General features: G+C 71.5%; 13 protein-coding genes. 5 read left to right on the top strand and 8 right to left on the bottom strand.

The features are described 5' to 3' along the window. Positions 1–103: 103 nt before the first annotated feature. Together LY12_RS09355 and LY12_RS09350 are read right to left on the bottom strand one after the other, a co-directional pair. Positions 104–2,137: a prolyl oligopeptidase family serine peptidase gene (locus LY12_RS09355; protein WP_253855150.1), complete on the bottom strand. Its 2,034-nt coding sequence runs from the start codon at positions 2,135–2,137 to the stop codon at positions 104–106. A 29-nt stretch (positions 2,138–2,166) separates the two neighbouring features. Then, entirely contained in the window at positions 2,167–3,075 is a 909-nt protein-coding gene (locus LY12_RS09350; RefSeq protein ID WP_253855148.1) for a serine hydrolase, read from the bottom strand. Between the two features lie 205 nt (positions 3,076–3,280). On the opposite strand from LY12_RS09350, the gene LY12_RS09345 reads away from it, so the two are divergent. Continuing rightward, a complete protein-coding gene (locus LY12_RS09345; protein ID WP_253855146.1) occupies positions 3,281–5,047 on the top strand; it encodes a Xaa-Pro dipeptidyl-peptidase in 1,767 nt (588 codons plus the stop codon). A gap of 323 nt (positions 5,048–5,370) precedes the next feature. Continuing rightward, positions 5,371–6,525: a DUF4192 domain-containing protein gene (locus tag LY12_RS09340; protein WP_253855144.1), complete on the top strand. Its 1,155-nt coding sequence runs from the start codon at positions 5,371–5,373 to the stop codon at positions 6,523–6,525. On the opposite strand, the gene galE is transcribed toward LY12_RS09340, so the two are convergent. The 3 genes from galE to LY12_RS09325 form a co-directional block, all read right to left on the bottom strand. Next, entirely contained in the window at positions 6,491–7,495 is a 1,005-nt protein-coding gene (gene galE, locus LY12_RS09335; protein ID WP_253855142.1) for a UDP-glucose 4-epimerase GalE, read from the bottom strand. The two genes, LY12_RS09340 and galE, sit on opposite strands and share 35 nt — an antisense overlap. A gap of 196 nt (positions 7,496–7,691) precedes the next feature. Next, positions 7,692–8,924, bottom strand: a complete 1,233-nt coding sequence (galK, locus tag LY12_RS09330) for a galactokinase (RefSeq protein ID WP_253855140.1) — start codon at positions 8,922–8,924, stop codon at positions 7,692–7,694. Further along, on the bottom strand, positions 8,921–9,613 hold the full coding sequence (locus tag LY12_RS09325; protein WP_183783986.1) for an iron-dependent transcriptional repressor DtxR: 693 nt from the start codon (positions 9,611–9,613) through the stop codon (positions 8,921–8,923). The genes galK and LY12_RS09325 overlap by 4 nt, the downstream gene beginning before the upstream one ends. A gap of 184 nt (positions 9,614–9,797) precedes the next feature. Between LY12_RS09325 and LY12_RS09320 the strand changes: the two genes are divergently transcribed. The 3 genes from LY12_RS09320 to LY12_RS09310 are packed head-to-tail and all read left to right on the top strand — an operon-like array spanning position 9,798 to position 15,090. Then, positions 9,798–10,835, top strand: a complete 1,038-nt coding sequence (locus LY12_RS09320; protein ID WP_253855138.1) for a sulfurtransferase — start codon at positions 9,798–9,800, stop codon at positions 10,833–10,835. A gap of 43 nt (positions 10,836–10,878) precedes the next feature. Further along, complete coding sequence (locus LY12_RS09315; RefSeq protein WP_253855137.1) at positions 10,879–12,051, top strand: acetoin utilization protein AcuC; 1,173 nt, start codon at positions 10,879–10,881, stop codon at positions 12,049–12,051. Between the two features lie 6 nt (positions 12,052–12,057). After that, the gene (locus tag LY12_RS09310) at positions 12,058–15,090 is read left to right on the top strand and encodes a bifunctional acetate--CoA ligase family protein/GNAT family N-acetyltransferase (RefSeq protein WP_253855136.1); all 3,033 of its coding nucleotides are present in this window, start codon (positions 12,058–12,060) and stop codon (positions 15,088–15,090) included. Here LY12_RS09310 and LY12_RS09305 read toward each other — a convergent pair. The 3 genes from LY12_RS09305 to LY12_RS09295 form a co-directional block, all read right to left on the bottom strand. Continuing rightward, positions 15,071–16,690 carry a long-chain-fatty-acid--CoA ligase gene (locus LY12_RS09305; protein WP_253855135.1) on the bottom strand — a complete coding sequence of 540 codons (1,620 nt, stop codon included), beginning with the start codon at positions 16,688–16,690 and terminating at the stop codon, positions 15,071–15,073. The two genes, LY12_RS09310 and LY12_RS09305, sit on opposite strands and share 20 nt — an antisense overlap. Then, complete coding sequence (locus LY12_RS09300) at positions 16,687–17,796, bottom strand: acyl-CoA dehydrogenase family protein (protein ID WP_253855134.1); 1,110 nt, start codon at positions 17,794–17,796, stop codon at positions 16,687–16,689. Before LY12_RS09300 ends, LY12_RS09305 begins: the two co-directional genes overlap by 4 nt. 78 nt (positions 17,797–17,874) lie before the next feature. Further along, on the bottom strand, positions 17,875–19,137 hold the full coding sequence (locus LY12_RS09295; protein WP_253855133.1) for an acyl-CoA dehydrogenase family protein: 1,263 nt from the start codon (positions 19,135–19,137) through the stop codon (positions 17,875–17,877). Positions 19,138–19,250: the final 113 nt, after the last annotated feature.

Here is a 19,250-nt window from a genome sequence, read left to right as displayed (position 1 = left end):
TGAGGGGCCGCCCGTGATGTGATCCGATGACGCCGTGCCACCCGGATCGCCGTACTGCCCACGCCCACCGCGGCGCGGTTCGGTGCCGCGCCGCGGTCTCGGGTCAGTCGCCGAGTCGTTCCCACAGGAACTCGTAGGCCAGCGCGGTCTTGAACGCCAACTGTGCGTTGTCGGCCGCGCCGCCGTGGCCGCCTTCGATGTTCTCGTAGTAACGGACGTTCTCCGGCGCATAGCCCGATTCGAGCAATCGTGCCACCATCTTGCGGGCGTGTCCCGGGTGTACTCGATCGTCCCGTGTGGACGTCAGCATCAGCAGTGGTGGATAGGTGTGTCCACTCCGGACGTTCTGGTACGGCGAGTAGGTACGGATGTGCTCCCACTGTGCGGGCTCGTCGGGGTCGCCGTACTCGGCCATCCACGAGGCACCCGCCAGCAGCAGGTGGTAGCGACGCATGTCGAGCAGCGGCACCTGGCAGACGATCGCGCCGAACAGCTCCGGGTACCGCGTGAGCATCACACCCATGAGCAGCCCGCCGTTGCTCCCGCCCTGGATGCCGAGCCGGTCGCGCGTGGTGATGCCGCGCTCGGTCAGGTCCCGTGCCACGGCGGCGAAATCCTCGTAGACGCGGTGTCGATGCTCCTTGACGGCCTGGTTGTGCCAGTCCGGACCGTATTCGCCGCCGCCGCGGATGTTGGCAAGCACGTAGGTTCCGCCCCGGGCGAGCCAGCCGCGACCGATGACGGAGCTGTAGTACGGCGTCTGCGAGACCTCGAAGCCGCCGTATCCTCCGAGTAGCGTCGGCCCTGGCTCGGCGCCCGGCTTGCGGACCACGAAGTACGGAATTTCGGTGCCGTCGTCTGATGTGGCGAAGAACTGCTCGGTGGTGAGCCCGGTGGCGTCGAACCGTGCCGGTGCGTGCTTGAGCGTCTCGTACTCGCCTCCGACAACGCCGTGCAGGAGGGAGGACGGCTGGGTGAAGCCGGCGACCTCGAGCATGATCTCGTCGTCGACGTCCGGTTCGGTGTCGACCAGGTCGACGGTCCCGACGTCGGGAACACCGGTGAGCGGTTCGTCGCGCCAGCCGTGCGCCTCGGGAGTGAGTACGCGCAGGCGCGTCTTCACGTCGTGGAGGGTGCCGACCACGAGGTGGTTGCGGGTCCAGACGTAGTAGTCGAGCGACGTGTGGGCGTCCGGGGTGAACAGGGCCGTCATCGTGGTGTCGCCGGCGAGGAACGCGTCGAGGCGGGCGGCCAGGAGCGATCCGGCGGGGTGGTCGCCCCACGGGGAGCGGGTGCGGACCAGCAGCCATTCCCGGTGCAGCGACGCGACGGCGTCGTCGGGCACGTCGATCCGTACGAGCCCGTCCTCGGTGTGCAGGTGGAGTTCGCTGCGGTAGAACTCGATCGTCCGGCGGACCAGGTCGCGCTCCCAGCCTTCCGTCGCGTCGTGGAACCCGCGTACGGCGACGTCCTCGGGTTTGCCCTCGAAGACGGTTTCGGCGTCGGCGAGGGGAGTGCCGCGCCGCCAGCGTTTCACCACCCGCGGGTAACCCGACGTGGTGAGCGAGTCATCGCCGAAGTCCGTGCCGACGTAGATCGTGTCGGCGTCGATCCAGCTGACGGAGCTCTTCGCCTCGGGCAGCTGGAATCCGTCGGTGACGAACTCCCGGCGCTGCAGGTCGAATTCACGCACCACCGCCGCATCGGCGCCGCCGCGGGAGAGTTCCACGAGGCAGCGGTCCAGCGACGGCCGGAGCACTGTGGCGCCCTGCCACACCCAGTTCTCGCCTTCGGTCTCGGCGAGCGCGTCGACGTCGATGAGTACGTCCCACCGCGGGTCGGCCGTGCGGTACTCGTCGAGCGTCGTGCGGCGCCACAGCCCGCGCGGGTGCTGCGCGTCGCGCCAGAAGTTGTAGAGGAACGCACCCCGTCGCACGACGTACGGAATGCGGTCGTCGGCGTCGAGGGCCTCGCGCAGTTCCTGTTGCAGGGCTGCGAAGCGAGGCCGGTCGGTGTAGGCGGCCGTCGTCTCCTCGTTGCGGGCGCGAACCCAGTCGAGGGCACGCCGGCCGGTGACGTCCTCGAGCCAGAGGTGCGGATCGTCGGGAGTCGCGGCGGGGTCGGGCGCGTCGGTCATGCGCACAGTCTGCCAGCAGGCGTGGCGAGTCAGTCGCGGCCGAGGGCGCGGGCCAGGGCGCGTGCTCCTTCGGTCAGTGCGTCCCGGGCCGTGGCGAAATCGGTGTCACCGGGCAGCACGACGGGCAGGGCGACGACGAATCGCCCGTCCTCACCGACGACACCGGTCGTGTTCAGCACCACGTCGTCGCCGACCGGCATCCAGCCCTGTTTCACCGCCACCGTCGCGTCGCCGAACGCCGTCGGCAGGCCGAACCGTTGGTCGAAGCCGTCGGCGGCGGTCGCGTCGAAGTGTGCGAGCGTGCCGAGCACCGCGTTACGGGCAGGTCGGGGCAGGTCCTGCTGCAGGTAGGTGTAGGTGCGCACGATGTCACGGGGGCTCATGCGGGTGAGTTCCCACTCGCCCGGCTCATCCGGTGGTGATGTGGCGTCCAGTCCAACGAGCTCTGCGGTGCGGCCGATGATGGCGGAGCCGCCGAACTCGTCCCACAGCCGCGTCGCGGCGCCGTCGTCGCTGGCTGAGAGCATCGCCGCCAGGTCGGAGCCGGTGTCTCCGCCGGGCATGCGCCAGTCGTGGGCGCGCAGGACGTCGATGGCGATCAGCAGTTTGACGACGGAGGCGGTGTAGAAGGGCTGGTCGGGGCCGGCCCCGACGACCATCGCGTGGGTGCGTCGGTCGTAGACGGCCAGCCCCACCTTCGAACCGGGCACGACCGCACCGACCGCGTCGACGACGGCGGTGGCAGCCTGCTCGCGGCCCTGCGCGGTGGCCGGAGGTTCGAGTGCGGTGCGCTCACCGCTGCGTCCGGGGGCGGCCGCGATCACGGAACGGCGGGTGTCCTCGGCGGGATCCTCCGAGACCCCGCCCGCGGTGAGGGTGACGCCGGCAGCCAGTACCGCACCGGCGACGACACCTGCCGCGACGACGCGATGTCCCATGTCTCCATCCGACCATGCCGCGGCGGGTTTCGCCGCGCGCGGCGGTGCTGCGGTAGTCGGGCGCCGCGCCAGTGACGGTGATTCCCCGCCGGCGAACGTAATTCGCGCGATCTTGACAGTCCGATGGATCGGCGGAAGGGTCGGGCCGCTTCTGTGCGCGCAGCGCGCGCACCGTCCCTGCCCGACGAGCCGATCGAGGTGTTTCGTGTTGAGAGCCAGAGGGAGAGCCAGACGTTTCGCGCCGTTGCTGGCAGCGGTCATCGCGCTGCCGTCGTTCGCGCCTGCTGCAGCCGCCGAGCCCGCGGGATCGCCGCAACGGCCCGTGTTCCAGGGCGGCGAGGCGCAGCCGGTGTTCGATCCCGCTGATGTCGTGCGGGAAAACCTGTGGGTACGCGCCCCGGTGGACAGCGACCGCGACGGCGCCGACGACGAGATGCACGTCCGCGTGGTGCGTCCCGCCGAGACCGAGCGCGGCCTGAAGGTGCCGGTGGTCTACACCGCGAGTCCCTACTTCTCGGGCGGCAACGACGTGCAGAATCACGACGTCGACGTGGAACTGTACGTGCCGCGCGCGGAGATGACGTCCCGGTACGAGGACTACCTGCTCTCACGCGGGTTCGCCGTGGTGTACGCCGAATCGCTCGGCACCGGCGCGTCGACGGGCTGCCCGACCACCGGGGGTGAGAACGAGACGATCGGTGCGCGCTCGGTCGTGGACTGGCTCAACGGCCGTGCGGCTGCGCGCACCGCGGGTGGTGCGTCCGTGCAGGCGGACTGGACCACGGGGAAGACGGCGATGATGGGCGTGTCCTACAACGGGACGCTGCCCAACGCCGTGGCGAGTACCGGGGTCGAGGGTCTCGAGACGATCGTGCCGATCGCGGCCATCTCCGAGTGGTACGACTACTACCGTGAGAACGGTGCGGTCGTCGCGCCCGGCGGGTTCCAGGGTGAGGACGCCGACGTGCTCGCCGAGTACGTCTACACCCGGGACGACAGTGAGATCTGCCGGCCCGTGATCGACGAGCTCGCACGACGGCAGGACCGGATCACGGGTGACGACAGCGATTTCTGGCAGCGTCGGTCCTATCTGGACGATGCGGGTGACGTGCGGGCGTCGGTGCTGGCGGTGCACGGACTCTCAGACTGGAACGTGACGCTCAGCCAGACCGCGCGCTGGTACGAGGCACTGGCCGACCACCGTGTCGAGCGGAAGATCTGGCTGCACCAGTCCGGGCACACCGATCCGTACGGTGTGCGCAAGGAGGCATGGCTGCGGACGCTGAACCGCTGGTTCTCGCACTACCTCTACGGCGTCGACAACGGTGTCGACTCGGAACCGCGCGCCACGATCCAGCGCGAGGACGAGTCGTGGCACGACGAGGCGGACTGGCCCGCCGTCGGTGCCGAGGACGCGCGACTGCACCTCCGCCCGGGCGGTGACCGTGTCGGCGGACTGTCGACCGACGGTGCGAAGCGCGGACGGCCGGTCACCGAGTCACTGACCGACGACGCATCGAAGAAGGTTGAACGGCTCGTGGATGCGGACACGTCGCCGCACCGGTTGCGTTACACCACCGAAGCCGTTGCGGACCCGGTGCGGTTGAGCGGAACGCCGTCGGTGGACCTGCGCGTCTCGTTCGACCGGCCTGCCGCGAACGTGACCGGTGTGCTCGTCGATCGCGCTCCGGACGGTGGGTCGCACGTCATCACGCGTGGCTGGGCCGACCCGCAGAACCGGCACGACCGCGCAACGACCCGGCCGGTGCGGCCGGGGCAGTGGTACCGCATGTCGTTCGACCTGCAGCCGCAGGACTACGTGGTCGACGCGGGGCATCGTCTCGAGTTCGTGCTGCTCTCCAGCGACCACGACTTCACGCTGCGGCCACAGCCGGGCGCCGGCATCGCTGTGGGGGTGAAGCACTCCTCGGTCACCGTGCCGGTCGTCGGCGGAGCCGACACTGTGCGGTAGCCCGAGGCCGATGTTCGGTGGGTCGACGTGGGATAATCCGATGTGGACCAGGCCAATCTGGACCAGGCCAATCTGGAGCACTGCGCGGTGGGTCCCTGGCCGGCCGGTCTTCGGGGCCGGCGACCGGGACCGGGCCGGTGTCCGGACCCGCTCGGCCCGCGATGGGAGCGGTTGTCGGTGGTGGGCGCGGCATCCTAGCGCCCGCCACCGACAGTTCCGCGTTCCGGCACCGCTCCGGCCGCGAGTTGTCCACGTCGTACGAGCGTGTCCACAGATTTCCCGCGCTGCCACCCGCTGCTCTCGCGCCGCTGCATCGTGGAGACATGACCACTTCATCGACGACCCGCCCCGATCTCGGCACGCGGGTCGACCTGCGCCGGCCCGAACAACTCCTGGCCTCGCTTCCGTACCTGCTCGGGTTCACGCCCGCGGATTCGCTGGTGCTGCTCACGCACACACCGGACGGTACGGAGGCCCATACCATCGGCCACGTCATGCGCACGGACATCCCGGATGTGACGGCGGTTCCGGAGCTGGCGTCGCCGCTGCGCGTTCCGCTGTCGGATGCCGTTGCCGTGACCGTCGTTCTCGTCGGCGGTGACCCGCCGGACGACGGGCCTGCGCATCGGGACGTCCTGCAGGCGCTCGCCGTGGTGATGACCGATCTCGGCGTACCGATCGACCACGCACTGTGGACACCGGAGATCCGCCTCGGGGCCCGGTGGTGTTGCTACCGGGACGAGCAGTGTGGCGGCGAGCTGCCCGATCCGACGGCCTCGACCATGGCGGCGGTGACGACGCACGCGGGGCAACTGACCTACGGCAGCCGGGAGGCGATGGAACACGCGCTGGATTCGGACGGGGACGAGGTACTTGCGCGCCGTGCGGCGTTGCTGGACCTGGCGGCTTCCCGCGACAAGACGCGTGCGACGGCAAGGGACGAGGAGCTCGAGGGCGCCTATGCGCTTGTCGGCGACGTACTCGCGCGGTTCCGGAACGGTGTGGACGGTGGCATCGATCCGGTGTTGTCCGATCGGGAGGTCGTGGCACTGTCCCGTGCCCTGACACACCATGAGCTGCGGGACGCGGCATTCGGGGTGTGCTGGCCACCGCGTAGCGACCTCGCGGTGGCAGCGGAGCGCCTATGGACCGTGCTGGTGCGCGGCGCTCCGGCCCCGGAACGGGCGGAAGCCGCGGCACTGCTCGCCTACACGGCTTACCTTCGCGGCGACGGTCCGCTGGCCGGTGTCGCCGTGGCGAAGGCACTCGATGCGCATCCGGGGCATACGCTGGCTCGACTTCTCGACCAGGCGCTGGCACGCGCCGTGCCACCCGAGACCCTCGCCGGTCTGGCGCAGAACCGGGGAAGGCCGCTGGTGCTGCGTGCCGACGGGTCCGGCGTGCCCCGCGCAGCCCGTGGTCCGGGAGGCGCCGGGCAGCAGGTCACCGGCGATCCGCGGAACGGCGGTCCTGCGTGAACCGCCATGCGTCGGTCACGATGCCGTGCAGGTCCGTGTGCACCGGCTTCCAGCCCAGGTCCGCACGTGCTTTCTCGGACGAAGCCACGAGCACTGCCGGGTCACCGTCGCGCCGCGGCGCCACGGCTGCCGGGATGTCGTGTCCCGTGACCGCGCGGCAGGTGTCGATCACCTCGCGCACGGAGAAGCCGGTGCCGTTGCCGAGGTTGTAGATCTCGTGCCGGCCTTCGCGGGCGTGTGCGAGTGCGAGCAGGTGCGCATCCGCGAGGTCGGTGACGTGGATGTAGTCGCGGACCGCGGTGCCGTCGGCGGTCGGGTAGTCCTCGCCGAAGATCTGCACCTGTTCGCGGTCGCCGGTGGCGACCTGCAGCACGATCGGGATCAGGTGTGTCTCGGTGGCGTGGCGTTCACCGAACGCGCCGTGGGCGCCGGCCACGTTGAAGTAGCGGAGGCTGGTCGCCGCGAGTCCGTGGGCGCGGGCGTAGCTGGTGATCGCATAGTCGATGGCCAGCTTCGTCGCACCGTAGGTGTTCGTGGGCCCGGTCGGGGCCGTCTCCGGGATCGGACTGACGTCCGGCTCGCCGTAGGTGGCGGCCGTCGAGGAGAACACGAGCCGGGGCGTGTTGTGCGTCCGCATCGCGTCGAGCAACCGGAGGGAGGTGAGCACATTGCCCCGCCAGTAGAGGCCCGGGTCCTGCATCGACTCACCGACGAGCGACTTCGCCGCGAAGTGCAGCACGCCGTCGAATCCCTGGCTCAGCAGCGTCTGCGCGACATCGGCCGCGTCGCCCTGGATGAAGCGGACTCCGTCAGGAACCGCGTCGGCATGGCCCGTGGACAGGTCGTCGACGACGGTGACATCGTGCCCGGCCTCGACGAGCCGGGCGGCGCACACGCTGCCGACGTACCCGGCACCGCCGGTGACGACCAGTTTCATCGGACTGCGGGACGGGGCCGGTTCGGTGGGCATGTTCCGGGCCTTCCTGATCGGGTGGGAACGGTGGGCGGGCGGCTCGCACCCCAGCGCCGTTGCGGCGTGGTGATGCTGTGCCGCCGGGTCGTTACGGCGTGGTGTCGCTCTATGCCGTGGTCGCTGTGCCGTGGTGCTGTGCCGTGGTGATGCCGTGCCGTGCCGCTGCGGAGGGACTGGTGCGGCGGTGCGGTCGTCACCGGTCGCGGCTCGCCCCGGCGGACGGGACGGCGACGAACATGCGCGGTCTGCGGTAGCCGGCCGTGTCGAATGCCGTGGTCACGGCAGCCTCCACGGCGTGGCGATCGTTCTCCCTGACCAGCGCGATGGCGGAACCGCCGAAGCCGCCGCCGGTCATGCGGGAGCCCAGTGCGCCCGCCGTACGGGCCGTGTCGACCGCGAGGTCGAGTTCGGGACAGGAGATGCGGTAGTCGTCGCGCATGCTCACGTGGGAGGCGTCCAACACGGGCCCGATGTCGGCGATCCGGCCGTCCCGCAGGTACCGGGACGCTTCGAGCACGCGTTCGTTCTCGGTGACGACGTGCCGGACGAGCGGTACGAGGTCCGCGGGCAACCGGCCGAGGGCGTCGTTCAGGGTGTCCGGGGTGACATCGCGCAGAGCCGGCAGGCCGAGCAGCTGTGCGGCCTTCTCCGTGCCCTCCCTCCGGTCGCCGTACTCGGACCCGCCCAGCGAGTGCTTGACCTGCGTGTCGATGACAAGCACGGACAGCCCCGCGCCCGTGGCGTTGAACGGCACCTGTTCGGTCTCCCCGGACCGGCAGTCGAGGAACAGCACGTGCCCGTCGACGCAGCACATCGACGCCGTCTGGTCGAGCGAGCCTGTCGGGACACCGACGAACTCGTTCTCGGCGCGCTGCGCCCACCGCGCGATCTCGGCGCGCCGGGCGGCCTCCTGGTCGTGCTCGCCCGCCAGCCCGAGCAGGGCCATGGCCGTGGCGCATTCGATGGCGGCCGAGGACGACAGTCCGGCCCCGGTCGGCACGTCCCCGGCGATCACCAGGTCGGCGCCCCTGTCGACGGTCCAGCCGCCCGCACCGGCACGGCTCGCACCGATACCGGCCTCGCGCAGCACCCAGGCCACTCCTGCCGGGTAGCCGGACCAGCCTTCCGGTGTGCCGGGCTGCAAGTCGCCCACGGCCACGGGGGCCTCGGTGTGGACGCGGCCGTCGGAGCCGACGGTGGCGAACGTCAGCTTGCCGTCCTCACGGGGCGCCGCGGCGGCAGCGAGGCGGTGGGGAAGCGCGAACGGCAGCACGAACCCGTCGTTGTAGTCGGTGTGCTCGCCGATGAGGTTCACTCGGCCCGGGGCCGACCACACTCCCACCGGGTCCCGGCCGTGGACCGATCGGAACGCGTCGCCTGCGGTGTCGGCGGGGCCGGCCGCCGTCGCCTGGTCCGAGGCCGTCACCGGGTCTGAGCCAGAACGGCGTGCAGTACGTTCGTGTTCACCGTGCCCGAGGCCGCGTCGTCCGACACCTCGACGGAGGTGCCCGCGTTCTTGCCGACGTGGACCGTCCTGCCCGGCACGATGCCCACCGCTTTGAGCTGCGCCATGAGCGTCTCGTCGCTCTGCACGTGCTCGGCGATGCGGCGGATCTCCACCTTGCCGCCACCGGAACGTGCCACGTCGTCGAGCCGCACGAGGTCGGCCTCGGCGGGCGGGGCGGGTTCGCCGCCGTCACCGAGCTTGTCCAGGCCCGGGATCGGGTTGCCGTACGGCGAGGTGGTGGGCTGGTTCAGCAGTGTGACGAGCTTGCGCTCCACGGCTTCGCTCATCACGTGCTCCCAGCGGCACGCCTCGCTGTGGACGTGTTCCCACTCCAGGCCGATCACGTCGACGAGCAACCGCTCCGCCAGGCGGTGCTTGCGCATCACGGCGATCGCGAGCTCGCGTCCGTGCTCCGTCAGCTGCAGGTGCCTGTCGTCTGCCACGACGACGAGACCGTCCCGTTCCATGCGAGCGACCGTCTGGCTCACCGTCGGGCCGCTCTGCTCCAGCCGCTCCGCGATCCGTGCGCGCAGCGGGGTGACACCTTCCTCTTCGAGCTCGAAGATGGTGCGCAAGTACATCTCTGTGGTGTCGATGAGATCGTTCACGCCTGTCCCCTTTGTTCGCCGAACTCATGGTAGTCCTCGCCCCCGACGAAGCGGTCGGCCGTCACGCGCCGCGATCCCGCGCGGGTGGTGTGGTAATCACTGACCCGTCTCCGTCGAGGAGGCGGATCGGCAGCGGCGGAGAGTGGCCGCATCGCTCCGCCTCCCTAGGTAAGGAACGTCACCGATGCCCGAAACCATGCCCGAGTCGCAGTCCACGTCGTTCGGCCCGGTCGTGAGCACCGCCGAGCTGGCCGCGGCGCTCGACGGTCCGGACGCCGACCGTCCGGTGGTGCTCGACGTGCGCTGGCGGCTGCTCGGACCGCCGGGGGCGGAATCGTACACGGCCGGCCACCTGCCAGGAGCCGTGTTCGTCGACGTCGACACCGAACTCGCCGGTGCACCGGGTGAGGCCGGTCGTCACCCGCTGCCGGCGCCCGGTGACCTGCAGCGCGTGCTGCGGGCCGCCGGAGTGCGCGGTGACCGGCCGGTCGTCGCCTACGACGACGCCGATTCGTCCGTCGCCTCCCGGGCGTGGTGGCTGCTGCGCTGGGCGGGCCACGACCGCGTGGCCGTGCTCGACGGCGGGTTCGCGGCCTGGCAGGCCGAGGGCAGGCCCGTGACCGCCGAGGTCCCGGCCCCGACCTCGGGTGACGTGACCGTCGAACCCGGCCACCTGCCCGTGCTCGACGCCGACGGCGCGGCCGCGCTTGCCCGGGACGGTGTCCTCCTCGACGCGCGAGCCCACGAGCGGTACACCGGCGCACACGAGCCGGTGGACCCGCGCGGTGGGCACATCCCGGGTGCGCGCAACGCCCCGTTCGCGGACCACGTCGAGGCCGACGGGCACTGGCGCAGCCCCGACCGGCTGCGGGAACACTTCGCGCGGCTCGGCGTGCGCATCGGCGGCGTGGACCCGGACACCGAGCGCACCGGCACCGGGAGCACCGGCACCGGGACACCAAGCGGCACCGAGACGCCAAGCGGCACCGAGGAACCAAGCGCCGCGACCACCGATACGCCGGTTCCCGGGGATCCGGGGGCTGCCGGTGGTGCAGCGATCGGCGTCGGTGCCTACTGCGGATCGGGCATCACCGCCAGTTCGGTCGTGCTCGCCCTCGAACACGCGGGCGTCGAGCGCCCGGCTGCGCTGTACGCGGGCTCGTGGTCGAACTGGTCGGCGGATCCGGAGCGGCCCGCCGCGACGGGCGACGAGCCGGGCTGATCTTCACCCTCGACTCGTCGCCGGTGGCAGCTACGCTCTGGGCATGTCTCCCTCCGCCGTCGTCTGGGACTCCGCGCTGCTGGCCTACGACATGGGTGAGCAGCATCCGTTCAACCCGGTGCGGCTGCACCTGACGATGCGGCTCGCGACGGCGCTCGGCGTGCTCGACGACGTGCCGCTGCTGAGTCCCGAGCCCGCGGGAGCCAAGGAGCTCTACCGTGCGCACTCGGCCGAGTACCTCGAGGCGGTGCAGCAGGCCCCGATGGCCGGCTGGGACGTCGGCCACGGGCTCGGGACCGAGGACAACCCGGTCTTCACCGACATGCACGACGCCGCCTCCCTCGTCGTCGGCTCCACGCTGCTGGGCGCCCGGTGCATCGCCGAGGGGAGGGCGCAGCGCGCGGTGAGCATCGCGGGCGGGCACCACCACGCCATGCACGACCGTGCCGCGGGGTTCTGCATCTACAACGACTGTTCCGTCGCTATCTCGTGGCTGCTCGAACAGGGTTACGACCGCATCGCGTACGTCGACACGGACGTGCACCACGGCGACGGGGTGCAGGCGGCGTTCGTGGGTGATCCGCGCGTGTTGACCGTGTCGCTGCATCAGCATCCGTTCACGCTGTTCCCCGGCACCGGGTACTCGGGCGAGATCGGGATCGGCGACGGCGAGGGCGGAGCCGTCAACGTGCCGCTCCCGCCGAACACCGGGGACGCCGGGTGGCTGCGCGCGTTCCACGCCGTGGTGCCGTCCCTGCTCGAGGCGTTCCGCCCGCAGATCCTGGTCACGCAGTGCGGTGTCGACTCGCACCGGGAGGATCCGCTCGCGGACCTGTCGCTCACCGTCGACGGGCACCGGACGATCTACCGGGAGCTGCGTGCGCTGGCCGAGCGCTGGGCGGAGGGCCGCTGGCTCGCCGTCGGCGGCGGCGGTTATCAGCTGATGCGGGTCGTGCCCCGGTCCTGGACGCACCTGATCGCCACGGTGCTCGACCACGACGTCACGCCGGATGCCCCGGTACCCGCGGAGTGGACGGAACTGGTCCGCGGGATGGCGCCGTCGGCCGAGGTGCCGCCGACCATGTCCGACGGGGCCGACGCCGGGTACTCACCGTGGGGTGACGGCCTCGACGATGCCGTGGACGCGGCGATCCGTGACACCCGCCGGGCCGTGTTCCCGCTGCACGGACTGGATCCGGACGATCCGAGGGACTGAACCGCTATGACCGACCAGCAGCATTCCTCCGGTCCGCCCGAGCCGGCGCCCGCCTCGGGCGGACCGGGGGCCGGGAGCGGTACCGACACCGCCGGCGCGACGGACACCGACGCCGGTACGGAGACCGCAGCCGGTACGGACACCGGCGCCGATGCGGGCGAGAAGAGGGAGCCGGGCGAGGACGGGGAGCCGGACCCGTTCGACTATCCCCACGAGTGGGAGGCCGACGTCGTGCTCTCCGACGGCGGCACCGTGCACATGCGCCCCATCGTGCCGAGCGATGCCGATCTGGTCGTCGCGCTGCACAGCAGATTGTCCGAACGCACGCGGTACCTGCGCTACTTCGGGGCCTATCCGCGGATCCCGGCGCGTGATCTCAAGCGGTTCACCACGGTCGATCACCGCAGTCGCGTGGCGTTCATCGCGCTGCTCGGCGACGACGCCGTGGCGGTCGGGCGCTACGAGGGGCTCGACGGCGACTCCGCGGAGGTGGCGTTCGTCGTGGACGACGCCCACCAGGGCCGTGGCCTGGGGTCGATCCTGCTGGAGCACCTCGCCGCGGCGGCGCGCGAGTCGGGGCTGCGCCGGTTCGTGGCCGAGGTCCTCGCCGAGAACTCGGCGATGGTGCGCGTGTTCCGGGACGCGGGCTACCAGGTGAGCCGTGCCTTCGAGGAAGGCGTCGTGCACCTGGAGTTCGACATCGACCCCACCGAGGATTCGCTCGAGGTGGCGCGTGCCCGTGAACAGGCCGCGGAGGCGCGCAGCGTGCACAACCTGCTGCACCCGCGGTCGGTGGCCGTCATCGGAGCCTCGACCGATCCGACGAAGATCGGCTACGCGGTGCTGACGAACCTGCTGGGCGCCGACTTCTCAGGGCCGGTCTACCCGGTCAACGCCGAGCACGCCTCGGTGCGCGGGGTGCGGGCCTACCGGTCGGTGCTGGACATCCCCGACCCGGTCGATCTCGCGGTGGTCGCCGTGCCCGCCGACCAGGTCGAGGCGGTGCTCGACGGCGCGCTGGAGAAGGGTGTGAAGACGCTCGTCATCGTCTCGGCGGGGTTCGCCGAGGCGGGCCCGCACGGTGCGCACGCGGAGCTGCAGCTCGTCGGTGAAGCGCGGGCGCACGGGATGCGGGTCGTCGGTCCGAACGCGCTCGGTGTGCTCAACACCGACCGGCGGGTGCGGCTCAACGCGACGCTCGCACCGCAACTGCCGAAAGCCGGCCGCACGGGCTTCTTCTGCCAGTCGGGTTCGCTGGGCACGGCGATCCTCGCCGACGCAGAGGCGCGCGGGCTCGGGTTGTCGACGTTCGTCTCGGCGGGGAACCGCGCCGACGTGTCCGGCAACGATCTGCTGCAGTACTGGGAGACCGACCCGAACACCGACGTCGTGCTGCTGTACCTGGAGTCGTTCGGCAACCCGCGCAAGTTCGCGCGTCTCGCGAGGCGGCTCGCGCGCACCAAGCCGATCGTCGCGGTGAAATCGGGCAGACACGCCGTCCGGCCGCAGCTCGCGGCGACGTCGACCGAGATCGACGAATCGAGCGTGCAGGCCCTGTTCGAACAGGCCGGGGTCGTGCGCGTGGACTCGCTGGCCCAGTTGTTCGACACGGCGCTGGTGCTGGCACACCAGCCGTTGCCCGCCGGGTCGCGGGTGGGGATCGTGGGCAACTCGAGTGCGATCGGCCTGCTCGCGGCGGACACCGCGAGGGCGAACGGGCTCGAGCTCGGCATCGACCCCGTCGACATCGGGCCGCAGGCTTCGCCGGAGGAGTTCGCAGGGGCGGTCGGCGAGGCGCTCGACTCGCCGCACGTGGATGCGCTGGTCGCCGTGTTCGCCCCGCCCGTGTCGATCCCCGGCACGGCGTACGCACGCGCGTTGCGCGAGACGGTGCAGGCGAGGGAGGCGGCGGACAAACCGATCGTGTCCACGTTCCTCGCCGTCGAAGGTGTGCCTGCCGAGCTGGCGACCCTCGGCGAGCAGGGCCAGCCGGTGGTCGGTTCGATACCGAGTTACCCCAGCCCCGAGCGGGCGGTGAACGCGCTCGCCAGGGTCATCAGGTACGCCGAGTGGCGCGCGCGACCCCAGGGATCGGTCGTGCGGCCCGACGGGCTGCATCCGGAACGGGCGCAGGGATTCGTGCGGGAATGGTTGCCGCCGGAGGCCAGGCACCCGACCGCGGACCACAGCGCAGCCGGAAACCACAGCGCAGCCGGAAACCACAGCGCAGCCGAAAAGGACGGCGGTGCCGGAAAGGACGGTGCCGCCGGCACGGACGGCGTGGGTGTACAGCCGCCGGACGCGTCGGCGGCCGCACACCCTGCGGGGCAGCGCTCCGGCGACCGCGACGTCCGGCTGGCCGACGCGGAGCTGGTGCGGCTGCTCGAGTGCTACGGCATCGACGTCGTGCCGTTCCGGGTGGTCACCGGTGAGGACGAGGCCGCCGCGGTTGCGGCCGAGCTCGGCTACCCGGTGACGCTGAAGGCCTACGACGACACCCTGCGGGGCAGGCCGGACCTCGCCGGGGTGCGGCTCGATCTCACCTCGGACGACTCCGTGCGCACGAGTTACCGCGATCTGCGCGACACCTCGGGCATGGCCGAGATCTACGTGCAGCGGATGGCACCGAAGGGGATCTCGTGCGTCATCGGCCTGCAGGACGACCCGTCGTTCGGCACTCTCGTCTCGTTCGGACTGTCCGGAGTGGTCAGCACGCTGCTCGGCGACCGTGCGTTCCGGGCGGTTCCGCTGACCGATGTGGACGCGGCGACGCTGGTGCGGGAACCCCGGACCGCGCCGCTGCTCATGGGTTACCGTGGTGACGAACCCGCCGACCTCGACGCGCTCCAGGACCTCATGCTGCGGGTCGCGGCGCTGGGGGAGGACAACCCGGAGGTGCGTTCGCTGGTCCTCGACCCGATTCTCGCCTCGCCGGAGGGTGCGTTCGTCACCAACGCGCGGATCGTCCTCGGTTCCCCGCCGTCCCGTCCGGACACCGGACCCCGGCGGCTGCGCCAGCTCAACGCGCCTGCCGGCTGACCGGTGCGTGCCGGTCGGGCTCGGCAAGCGGCCGGTAGGTGGCGCCGGTGCGTTCCCACACGGTGTCACCGCACGCGGTGCCGTCGGCGGCGAGTCGCCGCTTGACCACCTTGAACGTCGCCGTTCGCGGCAACTCGGCGGTCACGCGGACGTACCGTGGGCGTTGTTTCGGGCCGAGGTCGTCCTGCCGGTCGAGGAACCGCGCGAACTCGTCCGGATCGGGCGCCGCCCGGCCGGCCGGGACGATCGCTGCCATGACGTCGTCGCCCACCCGTCCCGGGACGGCGTACACCGCGGTTTCCGCGATCGCGGGGTGGCGCACGAGGACGCGTTCGATCGGTGCCGTGCCCAGGTTCTCGCCGTCGACGCGCACCCAGTCGGCCGTGCGTCCGGCGAAGTAGACGAAACCGTCGGCATCGGCGTAGGCCAGATCGCCCGTGTGGTACCGGCCGTCCCGGATGCGATCGGCGTCGGCCGCGGGGTCGTTGTAGTAGCCCGCGAACCAGCCTGCGCCCGACACGTTGACGAGCTCGCCGATGGCGGCGTCGGCGTTGCGGAGCTGTCCGTCCGGGCCGAACTCGGCGGCCTCGCAGGGCTCGCCGGTGTCGGGGTCGAGAATGTGCACGCCGTCGCCGAGCCTGCCCAACGAGCCGGGCGGCGTGTCGGGCGTCCTCGCGAAACCGATGCCGCCCTCCGTCGAGCCGTAGGCGTCGACGACCCGGCAGCCGAATCGCTCCGCGAACGCGACGAGGTCGGCCTCGGCGCCTTCGTTGCCGTAGACGATGCGGAGCGGGTTGTCGGCGTCGTCGGGCCGGGGCGGAGTGGCGAGCACGTAGGAGAGCGGAGTGCCGACGTAGTCGGCGTAGGTGGCGCCGAACCGGCGGACGTCGGACAGGAATCCGCTCGCGGAGAAGCGGTCGCGGAGCGCGACGGCCGCGCCCGCGGCGAGGCCGACCGCCCAGCCGGCCATGACCGCGTTCGAATGGAACATCGGCATCGCGACGTAGGCCGTGTCCGTGGTGGACAGTCCGAACCGGTCGGCCAGCATCCGTCCGGGAAAGGCGATCTTCCCGTGGGTGCAGCGTACGGGCTTCGGGTCGCCGCTCGTGCCGGAGGTGAAGATCAGCATCAGCAGGTCGTCCGGGCTCGCGGCAGCCGGTTCGGCCGGTGCTCCCGCATGGGCCGAGACCAGGCGCGTCCATTCCGGACCGTCGAGATCGAGTACGTCGACCCCGGGGTCGACGTCGAGCAGTGGCCGGTACGAGGTCTGCGTGAGCACCACACGGCAGTCCGACACCCGAACGTCCCGCGCCAGCGCGGGACCACGCCGCGTCGGGTTCAGCCCCACGAGGACCGAACCCGACAGCGCGCATCCGCCGAGCAGGAACGCGAACTCGGGAGAGTTGTCGGCGAGGATCCCGACATGCGGCGGGCCGTCGCCGGGCCGGGTACGCAGTAGCTCCCGTACGGCGGCCCCGCGGGCGGCGGACGCGGCGACGACCTCGTCCCAGGTCCACGTGCCGTCGTGGGTCTTCAGGCCCGGATCCCGGCGCCCGGCCCGCGCGAGTAGTAGCTCGGCCACGGTCGGCGCCGCCGTCATGCCAGCAGCTCCCCGAGTCGGTGAAGCTGCGCCGTCGCGCCGCCCCCGGTGAACTCGGCCCGTTTCGCCGCCACGAAGTACCGGTGCACGTCGTGTTCGACGTCGATACCGACACCGCCGTGGACGTGCACGGCGGTGTGCGCCACCCGGTGGCCGGCCTCGGCCGCCCAGTACTTCGCGGTGGCGATCGCGACGTCGACGTCGGTGTCACGCTGGTCGCTCCCGCCGTCGCCGCCGCCGGTTCCGGAGCCGGGTGGCTCGTCGGCCGAGGCGAGCAGCCACCCCGCCTGCCAGAGCGTGAGTCGCACGGCGTCGACGTCGACGTAACCGTCGGCCAGCCGGTGCCGCACCGCCTGGAAGCCGCCGATCGGCGTGCCGAACTGGTGGCGCTCGCCCGCGTAGCCCGCCGTGAGCTCCAGTGCGCGTTCGACGACGCCGAGCTGGCGCGCACATCCGCCGAGCGTGAGGCGCCGCCGCAGGAACGGCACCGATGCGGTGGGCAGCACCGCCTGCGGCCGGACGCCCTGCGCGCGGACGAACGCGGCGTCGGCGTGGTCGACCACGCGCTGGCGTCGGAGATCCAGACCGGGAGAATCGGCGGCGACCAACACGAGCACGTCGCCGTCGGCCATGGCCGCCTGGACCAGCACGCCGTCGGCGAACGCCCCGTACGGCACGGCCTGTGCCTCACCGCTCAACCCGCCCACCGGGTCCAGGGCGAACCCCGTGGGAGCGCCGTCGTCGGGCACGGCTGCGCTCACCACCGCCCGGCCCCGCACGGCGGGCACGAGCCAGCGTTCCAGCAGTTCGCCGCCGCCGAACTCGGCCAGCACCGACGCCGCGGGAGCGATCGTGGGCACGTACGGCACGGCCGCGACGGTTCGTCCCAGTTCGTGCCCGATCGCGCACTGTTCCAGTACGCCGAAGCCCCCACCCCCGACCGTCGACGGCAGTGCCGCGTCCAGCACGCCGGCGGTGGCCAGCGCCCGCCACAGCTCGCGGTCGAACCCGCCGGTCCCGTGCGGTGCCGTCGGCGGGTGGTCCCCGGCGATCCTGCGGGTCAGCTCCGCGAGGTCGCGCTGCGCCTCGGTGTAGGTGAAATCCATCGACGTCTCCTCGCTCGGTCCGACAGGCAGCCGTGAGAACCGGCTGTGTGAGGGGAAGTTGTTCCGTAGTGGCGCTCGTCAGCGGGTCACGGGAAGGCCGAGCGCGGTCGCTCCGATGATGTCCCGCTGGATCTCGTTGGTGCCGCCGCCGAACGTGAGGATCAGTGCCGAGCGGTGCGCGCGTTCGATACGTCCCTGCAGCACCGCACCCGGACTGCCCTCGCGGACCAGCCCGCCCGCGCCCAGTACCTCGAGCAGCAGCCGGTAGGCGTCGGTGGCCAGCTCCGTGCCGAACACCTTCGTCGCAGATGCGTCGGCGGGCGCGACCCCACCGGTGTCGGCCGTCGAGGCGATCTTCCAGTTGCGCAGTTTGAGGTAGTCGGCGTGGGCGTGCACGCGCGCCAGGTGTGCCCGCACCCACGCCTCGTCGATCACTCGGCTCCCGTCGGGCCGCTTGGTCTCCCGTGCCCACGTGACGACCTCGTCGAGCGCCGCCCGCAGCGGAGCGGCCGACGTGAGCGCGACGCGTTCGTGGTTGAGCTGGTTGGTGATCAGTGGCCAGCCCGCGTTCTCCTCGGCGATCCGGGAGGAAACGGGTACGCGCACGTCCGAGTAGTACGTCGCGCTCGTGCCGGGACCGGCGACGGTGTGGACCTTCGTCCACGAGAAGCCCTCGGCCGACGTCGGCACGGCCAGCACGCTGATCCCCTTGTGACGCTTGGCGTCAGGGTCGGTGCGCGCGGCGAGCCACACGTAGTCGGCGTACTCGATGAGACTGGTCCACATCTTCTGGCCGTTGACGACGTACTCGTCGCCGTCCCGCACCGCGCGGGTCCGCAGCGCGGCGAGGTCGGTGCCCGCGTCGGGCTCGGAGTAACCGATCGCGAAGTGGAGGCGCCCGCTCGCGATGCGCGGCAGGAAGTACTCCTTCTGCTCAGGAGTGCCGTACCGCATGATGGTCGGGCCGATCGTGTTGATCGTCAGGAACGGCACCGGGACGCCCGCGATCGCCGCTTCGTCGGTGAAGATCAGCTGGTCGAGCATCGACCGCGCCTGCCCGCCGTACTCCTCCGGCCAGCCGAGCGCCAGCCAGCCGTCCTCGCCCAGCTGTCGCACGATCTCCTTGTACGCGACGCCGTCGCCGTACTCTCCCCCGCCGGCTACGCCCTCATTGGCGGGGGGACCCCCATTCCCGCCGGCTACGCCCTCATTGGCGGGAGGATGGACGACGTCGCCGCCCGTGCGGAGCCCGGCGCGCCGTTCCGGCGTCATGAGCGTCGCGAAGTACGCGCGGAGCTCGTCACGGAGCCGGTCGTGCTCCGGTGTGTACGCGATCCGCATCCGATCCTCCTGTGGGCCGTTGGACGTAGTGAGGGACCTGACCGTGGCGCCTGCCGGTCGGGTCGCGTCGCCGTCGACCCGGCCCGGCCACAGCGGCGGACCCTGTCGACGCC

The organism is Prauserella alba (genome assembly GCF_024171735.1).
In the GTDB taxonomy this organism is placed as follows: domain Bacteria; phylum Actinomycetota; class Actinomycetes; order Mycobacteriales; family Pseudonocardiaceae; genus Prauserella; species Prauserella alba.
This window is presented reverse-complemented; position numbering and strand designations above follow the sequence as displayed.